The organism is Roseburia yibonii (assembly GCF_014297335.1).
GTDB lineage: Bacteria > Bacillota > Clostridia > Lachnospirales > Lachnospiraceae > Roseburia_D > Roseburia_D yibonii.
Map to the genome: position 1 here is coordinate 159,753 of NZ_JACOQH010000004.1, position 18,072 is coordinate 177,824.

21 protein-coding genes and 1 pseudogene are annotated in these 18,072 nt (G+C 40.3%); 2 read left to right on the forward strand and 20 right to left on the reverse strand.

Annotated features, from left to right (window positions below):
- The first annotated feature begins 380 nt into the window (after positions 1–380).
- A complete protein-coding gene (locus tag H8Z76_RS07415) occupies positions 381–1,187 on the forward strand; it encodes a helix-turn-helix domain-containing protein (protein ID WP_005924756.1) in 807 nt (268 codons plus the stop codon).
- Between the two features lie 61 nt (positions 1,188–1,248).
- On the opposite strand, the gene H8Z76_RS07420 is transcribed toward H8Z76_RS07415, so the two are convergent.
- The 6 genes and pseudogenes from H8Z76_RS07420 to H8Z76_RS07440 all read right to left on the reverse strand — a co-directional run bounded on the left by H8Z76_RS07420 (position 1,249) and on the right by H8Z76_RS07440 (position 5,204).
- A complete protein-coding gene (locus H8Z76_RS07420; RefSeq protein ID WP_005927687.1) occupies positions 1,249–2,211 on the reverse strand; it encodes a DUF3658 domain-containing protein in 963 nt (320 codons plus the stop codon).
- Between the two features lie 29 nt (positions 2,212–2,240).
- The gene (locus H8Z76_RS07425; protein WP_005927690.1) at positions 2,241–2,618 is read right to left on the reverse strand and encodes a TnpV protein; all 378 of its coding nucleotides are present in this window, start codon (positions 2,616–2,618) and stop codon (positions 2,241–2,243) included.
- 359 nt (positions 2,619–2,977) lie between these two features.
- Positions 2,978–3,223, reverse strand: coding sequence for a hypothetical protein (locus H8Z76_RS07430; protein ID WP_186982074.1), 246 nt, complete (start codon positions 3,221–3,223; stop codon positions 2,978–2,980).
- Positions 3,224–3,228: 5 nt separating this feature from the next.
- A pseudogene (locus tag H8Z76_RS13960) lies at positions 3,229–3,377 on the reverse strand (TrmH family RNA methyltransferase); the annotation flags it as partial.
- Positions 3,371–4,405, reverse strand: a complete 1,035-nt coding sequence (locus H8Z76_RS07435) for an alcohol dehydrogenase (protein WP_186982075.1) — start codon at positions 4,403–4,405, stop codon at positions 3,371–3,373. The pseudogene H8Z76_RS13960 and the gene H8Z76_RS07435, both read right to left, overlap by 7 nt.
- A gap of 58 nt (positions 4,406–4,463) precedes the next feature.
- Complete coding sequence (locus tag H8Z76_RS07440; RefSeq protein ID WP_186982076.1) at positions 4,464–5,204, reverse strand: TraX family protein; 741 nt, start codon at positions 5,202–5,204, stop codon at positions 4,464–4,466.
- A 209-nt stretch (positions 5,205–5,413) separates the two neighbouring features.
- On the opposite strand from H8Z76_RS07440, the gene H8Z76_RS07445 reads away from it, so the two are divergent.
- Positions 5,414–6,352 (forward strand): helix-turn-helix domain-containing protein, encoded by a 939-nt coding sequence (locus tag H8Z76_RS07445; protein WP_186982077.1) that lies wholly within the window; start codon positions 5,414–5,416, stop codon positions 6,350–6,352.
- On the opposite strand, the gene H8Z76_RS07450 is transcribed toward H8Z76_RS07445, so the two are convergent.
- From H8Z76_RS07450 to H8Z76_RS07515, 14 genes are all read right to left on the reverse strand, one after another.
- Positions 6,353–6,934 (reverse strand): CPBP family intramembrane glutamic endopeptidase, encoded by a 582-nt coding sequence (locus tag H8Z76_RS07450; RefSeq protein WP_186982078.1) that lies wholly within the window; start codon positions 6,932–6,934, stop codon positions 6,353–6,355.
- Between the two features lie 47 nt (positions 6,935–6,981).
- Positions 6,982–7,359 (reverse strand): TnpV protein, encoded by a 378-nt coding sequence (locus tag H8Z76_RS07455; RefSeq protein ID WP_186982079.1) that lies wholly within the window; start codon positions 7,357–7,359, stop codon positions 6,982–6,984.
- Between the two features lie 412 nt (positions 7,360–7,771).
- Positions 7,772–8,152, reverse strand: a complete 381-nt coding sequence (locus H8Z76_RS07460) for a tyrosine-type recombinase/integrase (protein WP_330595010.1) — start codon at positions 8,150–8,152, stop codon at positions 7,772–7,774.
- 10 nt (positions 8,153–8,162) lie between these two features.
- Complete coding sequence (locus H8Z76_RS07465; protein WP_186982080.1) at positions 8,163–9,044, reverse strand: TOTE conflict system archaeo-eukaryotic primase domain-containing protein; 882 nt, start codon at positions 9,042–9,044, stop codon at positions 8,163–8,165.
- A gap of 70 nt (positions 9,045–9,114) precedes the next feature.
- A complete protein-coding gene (locus tag H8Z76_RS07470) occupies positions 9,115–9,780 on the reverse strand; it encodes a metallophosphoesterase (RefSeq protein ID WP_186982081.1) in 666 nt (221 codons plus the stop codon).
- A complete protein-coding gene (locus tag H8Z76_RS07475) occupies positions 9,777–10,727 on the reverse strand; it encodes a winged helix DNA-binding protein (protein WP_186982082.1) in 951 nt (316 codons plus the stop codon). Before H8Z76_RS07475 ends, H8Z76_RS07470 begins: the two co-directional genes overlap by 4 nt.
- A gap of 408 nt (positions 10,728–11,135) precedes the next feature.
- A complete protein-coding gene (locus H8Z76_RS07480) occupies positions 11,136–12,053 on the reverse strand; it encodes a serine hydrolase domain-containing protein (protein ID WP_186982083.1) in 918 nt (305 codons plus the stop codon).
- A 106-nt stretch (positions 12,054–12,159) separates the two neighbouring features.
- Positions 12,160–13,188, reverse strand: coding sequence for a glycoside hydrolase family 172 protein (locus H8Z76_RS07485; RefSeq protein ID WP_226947204.1), 1,029 nt, complete (start codon positions 13,186–13,188; stop codon positions 12,160–12,162).
- 117 nt (positions 13,189–13,305) lie between these two features.
- On the reverse strand, positions 13,306–13,455 hold the full coding sequence (locus H8Z76_RS14000) for a hypothetical protein (RefSeq protein ID WP_408639489.1): 150 nt from the start codon (positions 13,453–13,455) through the stop codon (positions 13,306–13,308).
- A 186-nt stretch (positions 13,456–13,641) separates the two neighbouring features.
- Positions 13,642–13,833 carry a hypothetical protein gene (locus H8Z76_RS07495; protein ID WP_015520126.1) on the reverse strand — a complete coding sequence of 64 codons (192 nt, stop codon included), beginning with the start codon at positions 13,831–13,833 and terminating at the stop codon, positions 13,642–13,644.
- Positions 13,834–14,111: 278 nt separating this feature from the next.
- Entirely contained in the window at positions 14,112–14,399 is a 288-nt protein-coding gene (locus H8Z76_RS07500) for a type II toxin-antitoxin system RelB/DinJ family antitoxin (protein ID WP_330595012.1), read from the reverse strand.
- 54 nt (positions 14,400–14,453) lie between these two features.
- Positions 14,454–15,275: an HAD-IIA family hydrolase gene (locus H8Z76_RS07505; protein WP_186982085.1), complete on the reverse strand. Its 822-nt coding sequence runs from the start codon at positions 15,273–15,275 to the stop codon at positions 14,454–14,456.
- A gap of 161 nt (positions 15,276–15,436) precedes the next feature.
- On the reverse strand, positions 15,437–16,237 hold the full coding sequence (locus H8Z76_RS07510; RefSeq protein ID WP_186982087.1) for a helix-turn-helix transcriptional regulator: 801 nt from the start codon (positions 16,235–16,237) through the stop codon (positions 15,437–15,439).
- A 351-nt stretch (positions 16,238–16,588) separates the two neighbouring features.
- Positions 16,589–17,986, reverse strand: a complete 1,398-nt coding sequence (locus H8Z76_RS07515) for an MFS transporter (RefSeq protein ID WP_186982088.1) — start codon at positions 17,984–17,986, stop codon at positions 16,589–16,591.
- Positions 17,987–18,072: the final 86 nt, after the last annotated feature.

Sequence of the window (18,072 nt, forward strand, 5' to 3'; positions counted from 1 at the left end):
ACTGTCCCCCTATCAGATTGTTGTGTTTCGGTATCATTTCGGTGTCAGTCCGCCAGTTCTCCCCGGTGTCGTTCCTCCCCTGAATCTCACAGCGGCGTATCGCTCCCTTTGGTACGCTCGTTTTGGTCAGGGTTCCTCCATATCCCTGCCAAAATTCATGGCGCTACATCGCCGGGGAAGCATATCCCACACAGGCTGGTCATTCGATTGGAATAATCCATCGATGAACTACCTGTATCATAGAACATTTTTGTGCCCTGTGCCGTATGTCCACAAAGTAGGAATTAAGGGTAAAAATCAGAAATTTCCACGATTACGGAAAGTGTGATATAATCCAGATAAGCGGCAGCAATGAAACCGTTGGAAAGGAGCGTGTGCCCATGAAAGGAGCAACAAGCATACAGGAACGCCTTTGGGAACTCCGCAAGGACAAAGGCTTAAATCTGGAAGAACTATCAAAACTAACGGGTATTTCTAAATCAGCCCTTGGCAGTTATGAAAAAGAAGATTTTAAGGAAATCAATCATGGCAACCTTATCACGCTGGCAGACTTCTATGGGGTTTCCGTCGATTATCTGCTGTGCCGGACAGAGAACAGGGAGCAGATCAACACGCCACTGACGGAGCTGCATTTGAACGATGAAATGGTTGCACTTCTGAAAAGCGGTCGGATCAACAACCGTCTGCTCTGCGAACTTGCCACCCATAAGGACTTTATCAAGTTTCTTGCGGACATTGAGATTTATGTGGATGGGATTGCCACCATGCAGATTCAAAACCTCAACACCCTTGTCGATACTGTCCGACATGAAATCATAGAACGGTATCGCCCTGGCGAAGATGACCCACATTTGAAAGTGCTGCAAGCCGCCCATATCAGTGATGATGAATATTTCAGCCACATGGTTCTGGATGACCTAAACCTGATTATCCGGGATATTCGGGAAACCCATAAAAAGGATAGTGAGAGTGCGCCCCAGACCACTGTTGCCAATGAACTGAAAGAAAATCTGGAAGCGGTCGAAAATTTCAAGGGCAGCCGTTTGGAAAAACTGGCAGTGCTTTACTGCAAGCAGCTCGGTATCAACTATAAAAATCTGTCAGATGAAGAATTTCGCTGGCTTATTCGGATTCTCCAAAAATCAAAGAAAACGGGAACGCCTATCAACCAGAGGAAAAAACGGTAAAGGAAAACCGCTGTTGCATGGTTTGTTGGATTCCATGTAGCAGCGGTTTGTGCTGTGGTTATTACTTCATTCGTTTTCTTAATATTCGGCGATAATTTGTTTCTCCCTTTGGTGCGTCCTGTATAATTTCCAACACACCATCTTCAAGCATTTTATCAATGCGATTGGAAATCCATACATCACTAATTCCAAGTTGATATTTTCCTAAAACATTACCTATGACAATAGCCATTTTGAATTGCTCTGGCTGTTCCGCAATTTCACGAAGAATGAAACTATCATATATATCTTCTGAAACGCTTTGCAATTTACCATTTAACATTGCACGCAAAGGTGCATTTTCATTTTGAAGTTGATTCCATTTCATAGCACAAGCTGAAAGAAATACAGGATTAGCTTTCTCTTGTAGAGTTATATAGTTTCCCCATTCGCCAGGAGAGACCTCGCCCCATGCTATTTTGGATGTCATAGTATTTTCTTTTCCATATTCCCATGTAGGTAACTTAACCAAATAAATTGTTGTCTGGCAGTTTAAGGGTTGAAGTTGTTTCATAAGCCAATACATACCACAAAGCTCATCTGGATTATAGCTATACCAAATGCGAATTTCTTCCCCAGCTACATATCGTTCAATCACTGAGGTCAATGTAGTTTTAATTTTCTGTATTTTTTCTTCAACCTGATAATCTAAATCCTCTACAAAGCAGACAGACAGCATTTTCTTGAAAACATTTTTCCGCTGTTCGCCAATTCCATTATCAGAAATATCTCCCACACTAAGAGCCATATCAAAACAATAAACATCACAGCTCTTGCCTCCCAATGGAATAGCATTCTCCCAAGCAATGCGTTCTTGTTCCTGTGCTTGAAGCTGTGCTTTTTTCATTTCATCTGAAGATGGAACACTCCCGTCTTCATGCCTCATAAATATTGAAACAGCACTTCCTCTATACTTTCCCTTGCCGTAAGTTTGGGCAATTTTCAAACTTCCACAGGCACTTTCACCAAATACAATTTCAATCATCTTATATACCTCCGATTTAATTGCTCCCGTTATGAATAAATCATCTCATGCAAAACAATTTCTTCTGCCCGGTTATGAATGTTATTGCAACGCTGCACCCATTCCATTTGGTGGGTACGCTTCAATTCCTCGGTTACGCCCTCGGCAGTTTTCATCTGCTCCATGATGGTGTCTAACCGTTCCTGTGCCTGTTCGTTCAGGTCTGCAAGATATGTCCACAATTCCCCGGTCAGTATCAATGTATTCAATCTGGCTGGGTGGACTTCCCTTAAATATTCCCGGTGCATCCGTCCGTACTTTCCGATAGGGCGGTGTTCCTCCGGCAGTTTCAAGTCCGGGATGTAATAATCTCCAACAAGGATATAATCAATTCCGTTTTCCGTTATTCTTGGTTTCAATTCGCTCATGTTTTAATCTCCTCATTCTGGCTCATTTTTTTGCAAGTCTGGCTCTCCAGAAATATTGGTAAATCTTTGGTAAATTTGAGATTGAAGCACAAAAAACGCTTAAAAACGGGACTTATGAGACGATATGAGACTTTTCATCATGCCCGGGAAATCCTGCCGTGGCAGATGAATAGTATTTTTATCATTATTTTATTTCTCCTTGTTTTGCCCCGGAATGCCCTGTTTTGCAAGGGTTTCCGGGATTATTGTGATATGCTCTGAAATTACAGATTGTGGCAAACCAGAGCAGAATTAGGCATGTTGTTACTACCTGTTAGTAGTAAAATTAGTAGTAACAGGTAAATTCTTACTACTAAGGATTATTTTTCAAAAACAATTTGTTCATATTTGCTTGCAAGAATATTTTCTATTGCATCAACTCCCATATTAGGATAATCCTCTAATGCCTTTATTAAATCACTATCTTCCAACGGAATTACAAGACCTCGTTCATCCGCAAAAGTATCAGCACATCTTTTAATGAAATTTTCTTCTAAAAGTTTTTCTACTAACCCATTTTCGAACACTATTCTACCGCACCCAGATAGTTGCTGCGCTATTTTCATGATTTATCTAACGCCCTCCCGATCACCTTGGGACTTTCCGCTATAAAAATTCCTTTCTCCGGGTGATTTTTATTCAAAAGCTGTCTTCTGTGAGCCTTGCGAAAACCTCTAACTCCGATGCCTGGAAATCTTTTATTTCTATTATATTTAACATTCTACCGCTACCTTGATCACGCCGTTCCTCTTATTTTCAAAAAGTTCATAGGCTTCTTCGATTCTGCTAAGTGGGTAGGTGTGTGTGATCAGTGGTTCCGTGTTGATCTTACCTTCCGCGATCAGTCTCAGCGTTTCTTCACAATCACAACCGTCTACTCCTCCTGTTTTAAAAGTCAGATTCTTTCCATACATATCCGGCAGAGGTAACGTCTGGGCTTTATCGTAAAGTGCCACCACCGTCACGATTGCATTTGGCCTTGCGCATTCCCATGCAAGACGGAAAGTAGATTCTGCTCCTGCAACTTCAAGAACAACATCCGCTCCACCATGCTCAGTGTTTGCCTGAACAAAATCAAAACATTCTTCCGGCGAAACTGTAAGAACTTCCGGATAATGTTCCCTGATAAAGTGCATACGCTTTTCGTCTTTTTCACACATGATGATTCGCTTCGGATTTTTCAGCATAACAGACAGTAAGGTACAGATACCTGTAGGACCGGCTCCAATGATCAGCACCGTGTCATCCTCAGTGATCTCGGAAATACGTGCTGCCCAGTAACCGGTGGCAAGTACATCTCCTACAAATAACGCCTGTCTGTCCGTAACTTTATCCGGAATCTTATTCAGCCCCTGATCTGCAAATGGTACACGGACATATTCTGCCTGACCGCCATCGATACGGCATCCAAGAGCCCAGCCGCCATTTTCATCGGTACAGTTATTCACATAACCTTTCTTGCAGAAAAAACATTCTCCACAAAAAGTTTCTACATTTACCGTCACCCGATCTCCTGGTTTCACATTCTTCACAGCAGTTCCGACTTCTTCCACAATTCCAACCATCTCATGACCGACTGTAATCCCCGTCACTGCCCGTGGAACGCTTCCATGCTTAATGTGCAGGTCACTGGAACAAATGCTGGCAAGTGTCACCTTTACAATGGCATCTCTTTCATGCATCAGCACAGGCTTTGGCTTTTCCATTAATTCAAATTTTCCTTTTGAAACATAAGTATAAGTCTGCATTCTTTCCCCCATCACTTTCTATAATAATTTATCCAGAATTTCCGCTGCTGATCTATTATCAAATACGCCATTGCCAAATAACAAACAAGATAAGAAGGTGCACCGGATAAAACGCATAACAGAAATACTTGAACCACTTGTTATGGTACCCCTGCTCTCCATGATATAACCAGATTGGAATCAGTGCCAACAGTGCAAAGCTCTGCTGTGCAATCTCAAAATGATGTCCCAGAATCGTTACCGGATAATACAGATTCCCCAGCATAACTACATTCAAATAATACAGTCCGACAAGCTGTGCCGCAAAAGAAATCCAGGTTTTCTTGCGAAAAAAATAAAAAAGTAATACCGTCAGTATTCCTGCAGCATTGTAATCTACCATGGTTATGGTTCCAAGCAGAAAATCCATCAAAAGCACGAGGCAAACCACAAAAAACGATATCCATTTCTTTTGTTTCTTCTTTGCCTTTTCAATGATCTGTATCGATAACACCCCTAATAAAAAGGTCCATAGTACATTTTGATGAAACGGGTAAAATACAGAACTTCCCATAATCAGGTTAAATGGTATTTCTGAAATTATGGCAAATAGAAAAAGACGCAGCATGTATTTTTTCACATTCGAAGTATAATAGCATCCTTCTGCGATCATAAATGCGAAAATCGGAAAAGCAAGTCTTCCTACGCATGTCATCCATTCCTGTGCTGGAAATAGTGTCGCCCACAAATGATCACATAACATAAACAGCATTGCCAGAATATGTAGTGTAAACGAATCAATTCCTCTTTTTTTCTCCATAGGTTTTTCTCCATCTATCCAGGCATAGATATCTGCCTTTTATTCTTTTCATTATATTATGGAGCATTATCCAACGTCAATCAACTCTTGCGTCCTAATCTATCACTAATTCAGCCAGAACTCAAATACTCAACGCATTCTACTCATAAGGGGTGTTCATTTCTTATAATTTATATTATGCTTAGATTAAACAGAAGGAAGTGAATTATATGGATTTAATCAAAATCGGAAAATATATTGCAGAAAAAAGAAAAGCTCTTGGACTGACGCAGAAGCAATTGGCAGAAAAACTGAATATGAGTGACAAATCGGTTTCTAAATGGGAACGAGGCATATGCCTGCCGGACGTGTCAATTTATATGGAATTGTGCAGCATACTTAGAATCAGCATTAATGAATTTCTTGCAGGTGAAGATATCGGTACTGAAAATGTAATTGAAAAATCAGACAGCAATCTTATTCAGATTACAAAAGAGAGTAAAAAGAAACAAAAAAATTTAAAAACAATTCTTGCTGTAGTAACTGTTTTTGCAGTAATTGTCTCTGCGATCCTTGGCACTTTATTCTTTCACAAACTGATACATCCAAAAAATTATATTACCGCAGTTGATCAGACAAGTACTGAGATGAAAACAGCAGAATTATTATCCGGAACAGACGGCGCATATCTTTTTCATTATTTTACAAAAGATGAATTTAAAACACTCACCATTTATGTATCTGAATATCAGTCTGGGACACTGATCAGTAAAAGTAAAGTGGCTGATTTGGACTATGACGGAATCGATTCCCCTTCCAGAGGTGTCATTGCTGTTGTGCCGGATTTTGAATCTTTTAAGGTAAAATTAATTGTAGCAGATGATTATGCAAAATATTCTACGGATTTTCCTATTTTAGAAAATATAGAAAACAGAGAATATTATGTCAGAAGTGCAAGCCAGATAAAAGGGGAGATTCCGATTCAGATTCATTCAGCTTCGACAATAGAAGGCAAGACTGCTATCCTTTCAGACTCTGAACAGGGATTAATGGCTCTAATCTATGGAAAAGACGGGCTGTCAGGGATTCCTATCACGGAAATGGAAAAAGGAATCGTTGGTGTGGAAAATGATTATGTATATTATCTTTCCTTCCAATTTGGGGGGTAATCAAAGTTTTTGAGGGGATGTCTTTTTGAGGCGTGTTTTCCCAATAACAATGTAAAACAACGGTATCATTATAATCATTGCTGCTATGATATGTACATATATGAAACTTTGTGTTCCTGTAACAAGAAACAAACTTGTTATTGTATAATTCCATAACCAATGAAATCCTGTAGGCATCCAAATACTCTTTGTAGTGTAAAACATTTCATTGGCAAATATTCCATATAGAAAAGGAAAAATAAACATTACCAGAACAGAAATATTATCGGTATTAAAAATATGTGGTAGTGTAAAAATAAGTGCAGCTATTACGCAACTCAAATACTTATTTTTACATTTTTGCAGCAACAGCCCAAAAATAATTCCTCTAAAAATAACTTCTTCAATAAAGGACACGAAAAAGTAAAATATGAATTTCCCTTTATGATTCATCAACAGTGATAAAAAATCAGTGTCTTGAAGAATTATATTTGATTTGACTGATGAATAAACTATAAACAATACAATGATTGGCATTATAGCTCCAACTGCAAAATTCAGAAAATCTATTTTTCTAAAATATAACCCTATGCTTTTTAACATAATGCACCTTTTAACCTCTGATTTGTCATAATCCTGACACCATACTATTATGAATAAATTATCTCTTGCAAAACAATTTCTTCTGCCCGATTGTGGATATTATTGCACCGCCGCACCCATTCCATTTGACGGGTACACTTTAATTCCTCGGTTACGCCCTCGGCAATTTTCATCTGCTCCATGATGGTGTCTAACCGTTCCTGTGCCTGTTCGTTCAGGTCAGAAAGATATGTCCATAACTCCCCAGTCAAGGTCAATGTGTTCAATCGGGCTGGATGGATTTCCCTTAAATATTCCCGGTGTAGCCGTCCATACTTTCCAATGGGGCGATGTTCTTCCGGCAGTTTCAGGTCTGGGATGTAGTAATCTCCAACAAGGATATAATCAATTCCGTTTTCCGTTATTCTTGGTTTCAATTCGCTCATGTTTTAATCTCCTCATTCTGGCTCATTTTTTTGCAAGTCTGGCTCTCCAGAAATATTGGTAAATCTTTGGTAAATTTGAGATTGAAGCACAAAAAACGCTTAAAAACGGGACTTATGAGACGATTTGAGACTTTTCATCATGCCCGGTAAATCCTGCCGTGGCAGATGAATAATATTTTAATCATGCCTTAAAAACTCCTTGGAAATGCTGATTTTCCTTGATTTCACGCCACTTTATACGATTTTCTGTGATAGAGTATTTTCTTTGTTTTCGTCGCATATCGTGGCATAAATTCGTATATTTTGTCATCCAAATTTAGTAAAAATCTTAGTAAAACAGCTCGATTTTCTCATTTTACTAAAGACTTTTTCCACTTAGGTTTTCTTTTAGTTGTATCATTATTTTAAAATTTTAAGCCATTTTAGCATATTTGCCAAGTTCTTCCTTGGCATCCTCTGCTCCCAGATGCGTATATGTATTCAATGTAACTCCTATATCAGAATACCCCATTAAATATTGAAGTGTCTTGGGATTCATTCCGCTTTTTGCCATGTTGCTGCAATAGGTATGTCTGCAAACATGAGGTGTGATCTTTGGTAATTGTTCCTTATAGATTCGATTATGTTTTGCCAATGCCCACTCAAAATGTTTTTCCCAATGTAAGGCAACTTCCGGCATATCTTTCTTATCCAAGAACAAAAATCCCTTATATTCATCAATCACAGGTTCTTTCTTGGGCTTTTTACGATTTTCAACAATACGCTTAAAACATTCATACACTTCCTCAGTCATAGGAATGATTCTAGTTCCACTTTCCGGACTTCAGAGCCATTCCTTGTAAAGGAAGTGCAATGACATTTCCAAGTCCGCCCTCAGGAAGCGCATCCTGCGTCGGTATCATGCGATCATAGTATTTGAAGGACTTAAGATTGACGGATTCAGCTCCTTTCTCTAGCAACGCAAAACCAAATTTTCTCGCCAATCTGGCAGGAATCATTTCCTTGAAGAATATCCAAAGATGCGCACCGCGTCCCGACCTTGATCGTTCCACCACAGCGTCCACATCCAGATTCTTACAAATGCGCCGCAAAGCATTTATTTCTTCTTTCCACCTATCATCAATATTCGCATAATCTTCCTGTTCTGCACCCTTTGCATGATTATCAAAGTCAAATACAAGCAGCTGGCAAAGATTGTTTTCAAGCATCGGATATATCGCCACGACATCATTGCCATTTGGATCTGCCCCATTCATATGCGCCTTTATCAAAGGCAAGGTGACCGGCTTATACGCCCTTAATTCGCAATCCTTACAACGAACTCCATCCTTTTTCTGTATATGGCAGACACGATCCCAGCGGTTAAAGCACTGCGTATAATACCCGTTCTTCCCCGTTTTTAGATTCGTATAGCGAAGATCATACAAATCCTTCCTTCCGCGGCAGAACATCATAAAGAAATCACTTGCAATCTTATCCGTAACATCAAATTTCTTTATACGAGCACCCTGATCCAGGTCATACAATTCCACAACTCCTTCAGCGTCGCCAGACACAATATCCGCATACGAAACACCGGCTTCATTCAAACGCTCTTTCAAAAGTCGGTTTTCATCCTCCAATGCCTGTATCCTGGATTGTAATGAATTAATTAAATCTGAATATTGCTGTGTAGGTTCCTTCATCCTCATCACACTCCCTGTTTCCCCATAACCTCTGTCTTCTCATATTTCCCGGTTTCCGAATCAATAACAATCATCGCCGACTCTCCAATCTGTCTTCCGTCTCTATAGGTAGAGAACACATCTGCGGATATGATGCCGTCTTTTTCAAATATCTTCTCCACCGGAGTATGCCTACCACCTGTTTGTAGGTATCTGCTCTGAATATCTCTCTGGTCTCATACTGTGGTCTGAGCCATAACGGTGATTTATCATTCCAGAGATAATCATTGGAAGCATCGTTCACCGCTGCAATAACATCATCTATATCAGCAAACAACAGATCCGCGTTTAGCCATTTCAGGAAATCAGCTGTAAGCCCTCCATGTGAGAAAAGCACATTGTCAATCCGATGGATTATGTTGATCTGTGCCGGACTCTTAAGGCTATTCTCAAGTTCTTCGAGCTTTGATATGACCGTCCTCTCGGCATAAGGAGAATATCCGGTCTCAAGCCTTCCCCACGGGTAGCTGACATCATGATTGCCATAGCACCAGAGAGTATCCGGATAGTCCATGGCATATGCGATTGCCCAGTCAAATGTTTCTTTATTTCGTTCTATCTGAAACTCCATATTCCAGTCATCCGGAATATCCATAAGGCATACAGCCCGATCCGCCTTACCGTCTTTTATGATTTTCTCTGCCCTGTCAAATATCCACGGTTTTAGATGAATATCCGGTATTACAAGTACTTTCATAATTCCTCCAGCAGTTTCTCAACACTCATTTCTATTCTTTCGTCTTCGTTACCTTTGAATGTACATGCAAGCGAAACAGGATCAACACATCCTTCTCTTGCAAAATAAGAAGGATTGTATTTCCATAATTGTACCTTCAAGCAGTCGTCCGAGTCTTCAGATCTGGCATCCACAATTTCCAACTGGTCAACAACTTCCTCGCCCTTGTAGATTGCCCGTTCCTCAATTCTAGGCGGATTCAATTCTGGCTCCTGACTAAGAGCGGTTTCTCCTGCGCTAAATGATTCAAAGGTTGCTTCACATCGCATAATTGTAATCTCTTTCTGGACCGGATTAATCAAATATGCTTTTGCATTTTCATAATACTCTTTGCGTGTGTAATTTCTCTTAATAGCAATCTCTGTTCCGGATTTCATCTGGCGGATAAGTCCCATTCCCTCTAATTGGGCTGTTGCTCTTGTAATGGACGTTTTGGTAAGATTCAGCTTGTTCGCAACCTCACTTTTTAGCACAGATTCCTCGTCTTCCATATATAACAATTCAAGGAACACCATCCGTGTTGCAGGCATCATCTTATCTGCCTTGACAAGCTGCTTGAGATACACATCCTGCAATACAATTCCCATAAATGGCAAAAATACATTTCCCGGCAAATCCACAAACGGAACTCCGCTTTTCACCAGCGCATTTCTCATGGAAACGCTGTTTAACGCTACTTCATATGCTGCAGGACACTGCAATGCTTCCTCATACTTTGCTTTCTGCTTTTTCATTGCAGCAACACTTAGTTCCATTTCCTTCACTACATCAATTATTGCAAAGTTAACACCATATATTTCAACCATCATAATGTCACGCATAGTCATAAAAATCGGCAATTGTAATTTATTCTTATATTCTGCTATTTTTATTTTGCAGCCGAAATACTGCTCTAATTGCTTTTGCATATGACATCTCCTTGTAACATAATTTCATTCATAATAACATATTTTATGTTATTTCTTTATAATCGACCTGGTTTCTATACATATTTAGGTAAGGTATACGATTATTATTAAAAGTACAACCACATAATATGTATTGCAGTCAAATATCATAAACAAACCGACACTTAACCGACATTCAAACCGACATTTTTATGTAAGTGAAAAGAAGTCCCCGAAGGAACTTCTTTCGCCACAAATTATATTCTTTTTATCGAGGGAAGTCCGGTTGATGATCCTACTGTTTTACAAAATAGGAGTACAATGGGGGTATAAATCCCATCTACATTCCCTAAAAGCCTTGATTTTAAGCCTTTTCAGCCAAAAGTACGGTTTCTGGGCAAATTATAGCATATTGTTGCAAGTCTATTCTTACAATTCCATCAGAAAATGTTCATGCAGCGCACGTTTCACCTGATCGAAATTACCTCGCTCCGGACATTGGATGGAAACAACCAATCCCTTCTCTGGGAGAATCGTTGTAATCTGTCCGAATGCGCCATCAGCACGATAGGATCCTGGATATGGACTGATCCAGAACTGATAGCCATATCCTACATGCCAGAAATCTGCAGATGGCTCGAAGGTAAATTTCGGGGTGGACACCTCCTGCACCCAGTCCCTGCTGACAATCTGCTCGCCCTTCCAGTTACCCTCAGCCAGATAGAGCTGTCCCAGTTTCATCATCTCGGTACAAGTCAGATACATACCTCCGCCGCCATTCGGATGTCCCTGTGGATCATGCTCCCAGAGCGGCCATCCCATATCAAGGGGCTGGAATACCTTCTCATACAGATACTCTCCCATCCGCTTGCCAACGGCCCGTTCTACCATATGAGCAGCCAGAATACTGTCGGCAGAGGAATAGCAGAATGCACTGCCTGGCTCCACAGGAACCGGCTGTGCCATCATATATTTCTCATAATCCGGTGCGCCGACGCCCGGACGTCTGTCCGCATTCATCAGAAGTGCCTTACCAAAGCCACTGGACATGCAGAGCAGATGTTTCAACTGAATCTTCTCCAGATTTGGATCCGGATTTGAAGGAAGTTTATCTTTAAACACTTCCGCCACATGATCTTCCAGGCTTAGCTTTCCCTCTTCCATTGCGAGTCCAACTGCTGTTACCGTAAAACTCTTGGTATGTGAATAAATATTTCTCGGTGCATTTGCTGCGTAGTGCATCTCACAGAGTACCTTGTTCTCATCTCCGACACTGATAGCTTCCAGCGGCAGATTGTGGCTGCTGGCATAACGATGAAATTCCAAAAACTTCTCTTCCAGTAACATAATACCTCTATCCTTTCCGGCAAATCTCTGATGTCAGTCCGATATAACCGATGCGACGTGTCGCAAGGTTAAAACCAATCTATCTGACATCTCCAATCTGGTTCTATTATCTCATACACATCTCTGCATCTGTCGGCAGTGGCATCAGCGGTGCGGACGGCAGGGTCTGATACCAATAAGCAACACTTGTGTAATCATCGTAACGCGGTCCGGTCCAGCCCATGTTGTCGAGTGTCATACGAAACTTATTCTCAAAACGGATCGGGTCTGCAATATGGAAATGATACAGCAGGAATCTCTGCTGTCCGTTATAGAATTCCCGGTTGTCTCCATAGATTGCATACATGCCGGTATATAAACCGCTGAAGGTCTGATAGCTCTTGATGATGATGTCATTTCCAAATCCATAGGAACCGCCGAAGTAGTCTTCAGTTCCGGTATAGTGGATAGACGGATACGGATCATCGTCCAGATACATGCGGGCTTCGCCTTCTACCCAACAGGTATTGTTGCCATTCATACCAGTTGCCAGAGTCACACCAACAAATTGTCCCCTGCCTTCGATTCCGTCAACGATTGTGTAGGTACGACCCTTCTGAACCGGGTGCTCTTGGCGATAGGTGGCATGGAAATAACCAGCCTCCGCCGGAATCTCCTGATAAGCTCCGGTGATAATATAATAGAGATTTTCATCCTTGTCACCACGGTTTTCCATCGTGATCCGAGCTCTCTTATGGAACGGCATCTCAAAATAGCTGTTATAGCCGCGACCAGGAGCTACCAGCATCATGGCAGAATTCAACACCGGATATTTGCCATCCCGGTCCACGAAATTTTCATCATAGGCACATCCGAAGAATGCAGAGAGCGGAGCTTCCACAGACGGATATTCCTGATCATCCCAATACATACGGATGATAAAATGGTGCCCGACATATCCGGTAAACCACATATGCTGGATCACACCCGGTCCTGCAGCATCTACCAGAGTTACAGTTTCCCCTGCAGGAATCGTCACGGTCGGACGAAGCTTGGTGCAGTCACCGCCCTGGGAACCACCTGCGCGTACACCGGTTGGATTCTCTGCGGAAAATGCAAACGTTTTGGAGTTCTGGATCATACAATAGTTGTTCATATTCTTCTCCTCTCTGATCAAACCTGGATCATCTGAAATTATTGTTTACTACGGTTTCTCTATTCACTATAAATTCACTATAACATTTATCTCCCATGAAGTGACGGAATTACAGGATCATTCCGTCTGCGCCTTCTCATTTTCTTCCCGGATAATCTCCTTTAATTCTTTTCGCATCACATCCAGTGGAGCCTTCTGTCCGGTCCATAATTCGATCTGAGCAGTCCTCTGGAGCTGGACATACCAAGACCATTCAGGATTTTGCAGCCCTTCTTCTCAGCATTTTTCAGGAATGCGGTCTTGGACGGGTTGTAGCAGGCATCAAAATAAAACTGTCCTGGCCTGATTAGTTCAAATCTTTGTATATGGGTTTTTGTATTGCCCGTGGTTTTGTGTTCTGTCACCGTATTGAAGGTTTTTCGGCTTTCTTAAGTGACTCCCTTGTAATCTTTTTCATATCAAGGAATGGCAGCCCGGATGATGCGTCTGCTCGACAATCTCCAATACAAGGCCGCCATCAATCGGCATATTCATCATGACGCATATAAGGTGCTGGCGGTTCTCATCCCCGATAGCGTTCAGCAGCTTCCGGCATTGTTTAAATTCCGCCTCCAGTTTATGGACCTCTTCGCAAAACAGATTCATGGTATAACCATCTCCTTTATTCAAGCGCTTAAACTGATTATACCATAAATCTATGAACAAAGTTTATCTGTAAAGAAAATTGATACAGAGTTTTTCAAAATCGGTCCATCTGCTCCTGGGTAGCCACCTGCCTACAACTTGTATTGCTATTTCCTATCGTTCCGAACAATGCAACCATTGTCCGGCAGCTGTTTCAGGTACCAACAATTCATACGCAATATATTCATAAATGTCCCTCAAATCCTGTCTTGCTTCAGCGGAATATGCCACATAAAAAATCATATGCCAAAATCTCTTTTCATTTCAGCTTCAATGGCATCTGCTGAGTAAACTCTGCCAGCTTTTACATCAGACATACCTTTTTCAATTTCTTTATCAAATTGTTCTTTCGTAAGAGAACCATAGGTCAACGGTGCCGTTCTTGGTAATTTCGTTTCAAATGGAATTCCCTTTTGCAAAACAATCTGCCGTAGAAACATTCCTACTGCATTTGACATTGGAATTCCTAACTGATCTAATACACTTTCAGCCTGTTCTTTAAGTTCAGGCTCAACTCGAGTAAACACATTGTAAGCGCTTAATAAAACAGTGCCTTTTAGATACAATTCATGAGATAATCATCACATATAGTATTCCTCTTTTGCTTTTGCCATACTGGCGATATCTCCCACTCCATTCAATACCATTGTCGGAAGATAAGCATAAGTTTTGAGTGTATCCTTCGTTGAACATCCAGAGAGAACCAATACAGTAGACATACCACTTTCCATTCCTGAAATCACATCTGTATCCATACGATCCCCAACCATTACAGCTTCTGCTGAATGACATCCAAGCATATTCAATCCTGTTCTCATCATCAGTGGATTCGGTTTCCCACAGAAATATGCCTGTGTACCTGTTGCCATTTCAATGGGTGCAATCAATGCACGACAGGCAGGAGCGATTCCGTTCTCGATCGGTCCGGAAACATCCGAGTTTGCTCCAATCAGCTTAGCTCCCTTCAGAACTAAATTCGTTGCTTTCGTTAAAGTATCCAATGAATAGGAACGTCCCTCTCCCACAACAACATAATCCGGATTTACATCATTCATTGTAATGCCAACGTCATAAAGTGCATTTAAGAGACCGGCTTCTCCTATCACAAATGCTGAACAGCCTGCCGCCTGTTCCTTTAAAAAAGCGGCTGTTGCCAATGCGCTGGTATAAAAATGTTCTTCTGGCACATCAAGTCCCATCCTTGCCAGTTTCTGATTTAATTCCCGTGGTGTATATCCACTATTATTTGTCAAAAATAAATATTCTTTCTTTTCATCATGCAACCACTGGATGAATTCTGGAACACCTGGCAATATCTGATTGCCATGATAAATCACACCATCCATATCACAGATGAATCCTTTTTTTTCATTAAAATCGATTATGGATTTTCTCATGTTCATATGCGCCCTGCCTTTCTTGTTTCTTTAGAATACACCTTGCTCTTTTCATAATAAAATAAAGCGCTATTTTCTACAAATATTTTCATATTATATCATCCACACATAAAATCAAATACATAGTACTGTGAAATCGAAGTAAATATTTCTATCAACAGAACCTTTTATGACAACATCTCTTTCACACAAGTACTCCGATAATCACTCGGTGATATTTTATATCTTTCTTTAAATACTCGGTTAAATGTTCTCTGACTTTCAAATCCACTATCCAGACAAATGCTTGTAATAGAATCACTCGTATTTTCCAAACGCTGGCATGCATAGTTCAGCCTTGCATCGTTAAGATATTGATTAAAGTTTCTATGGAATGTTTTGGAAAAGAGTCTAGATAAAACATATTTGCTCACCCCCAGATCTTTTGCCATCTCTTCCAGCGAAAATTTCTTCTTAAAATTTGCTGATATATAGGAAACTGTCTGGTAAATAAGATCGTTGCTCCCCACATTACTCTTTTCTACCAAATTTAATTTTCCTATGCAGCGTGCCAACACAATTTGAAGATATGCCTGTGCAACAATAATATCCGACTGTTCTGTCTCTAAAATCGCATTTATAACCCTATATACCTCCAGTTCAACCTTTTCCGCTTTGATGATCGGGTATTCAGGAGCCCTGGATTGCATGATATCTGCAAATTTGGCAATCGTAAATGGCGATGCAATCAGATAAGTCGCTTTATTTACACCGGGTGTCAGTACCTGATAGTGATGAATAACATCTGGAAATACAAAGCCTATATCTCCTTTATCCATATGATATAGTTCCTGTCCGACACCAAGTTCTAATGCTCCACTTGTTACACAAACAATCTCCAATGCATTATGAAGATGTGGTTCAATATGTTTTGACTTCCTATTTATTGCTATGATCTCCTCTTTTGTGTCAACATATTTTAACTGCATGAAATACTCCTCTTTGCAACATTTGTCTATATCTTCTTTCGATTTGGCAAGCAATCCTTTTACACCTATCTTATAATCAACTTGTAAATAAGGAAAGGAGGAATTGCAAATGAGCAACCTAAAAAAATATCTGAATGACCTTTTAGTATTCTACACTGAATATTTTGAGCATCCTTACCATGTATAAATACTAAAAGGACTATTTTGTGAAAACTGAACATTTTCTTAAGGCCATTTCACAAAAATGAAGTGGTCCTTTTTATTTTCAAAATACAGTTCTATCACTTTATATTATAGAAAAAAGCACTGTCTCATCGAACAACGATCAGACAACGCTTTCTCTTGTCAATTCTAATTTATGTCTGATGCATCTGTTACTTCATCTGCAGCAATTCCTTTTTCTGCTTTCAGTTTTTTATTTGCATCTTCAACATTCATTCTTGAAAGTGCAAACATAATCAATACATCAAAGATTAACGGAAGCCAAAGATACATGAACTGCATCATATCAAGTGCAGACTGTGGCTGAGTTGCATTTGTTCCGACATATCCACTGAGCTCAAGCATCCATCCAACAACAGCGGTTCCAATACCTCCACCGATTTTTACACCAAGAGAAGTACAAGAGTACATCGTTCCATCAATTCTCTTTCCCTGTGTAAGATAAGTGTATTCAGAGCAGGATGCAATAACAGCATTCATATCTCCCTGCCATGGTCCCTGACCTAAGGCTGCAAGAGCTGTAAACGCCATCATCAGCGGAACACTACCCATATATCCGGCAACAACAACAAGTGCTCTACCGATGACTGCTAAGACATAACCTCTTAAGTTCAGTTTATACATGCCTTTCCACTTACCAACTAATGTCGGTGTAAAAATCAGGGCAATGATCAGTGGAATATTTACTGCCCATGCAAATTGTCCAAACAAATTCTTATTTTTCAGTACCCATGTCATGTAATAAATGCCAGCTCCAATCATGGCACCATATAACTGCTGTAAAATATATGTTCCACAAATCATCATGTAATATTTGTTTTTGACAAGAAGCTTGAATGCCTGTACCATTCCATACTTTTCATTATCATTCTTTACTTCTCCTTCATTAAGTTCTTCCTCCGGAAGTTCCTTAACAGAAAGTGCTGAAATCGTATTTACGACCAGACCAATGATTGCATAGATAATAGCAACCGTTCTCCATGCCGCAGCATCTCCACCACATTTATCTACAAATCCAACTGTAATCGCCTGAATCAGAAGACTTGTTGAAAATGCAAAAATAAAACGGTAAGATCCCATCTGTACACGCTCTTTGCTGTTCTTTGTAATCAGTGACGTAAGTGCTGAATAAGCAATATTGTTTGCTGTATAAAACACACCATTTAACAGTGTATAAGAAATAAAGAACCATGCATATTTAGCCGTTGTTCCCAAACTCACCGGTACTGCAAAGCAGCCGACCAGCGTAATGGCACAACCAATATATCCGTATAGCATCCAGGGTTTCGCTTTTCCCATTTTACTGTGTGTTTTGTCAATCATTGATCCAAAAAATATATCCGTAAAACCATCAAATAGTTTTGATACGGCAATCAGGGTACCCACGACACCTGCAGCAAGTCCTACCGAGTCCGTCAGATAGACCATCATAAAAGATGTCAGGAACGCATAGACTACATTACCTGCAATATCACCTGATCCGTATCCAATTTTGTTATACCATTTCAAATACTTTTTTTCTTCCATCGAATTTCTTTGCTCCTCATCTTCATCGCACTTAGAATCTCAATATGGCTAACCGTATGATATCTAATTCTGTTTTTTTCTCTGAT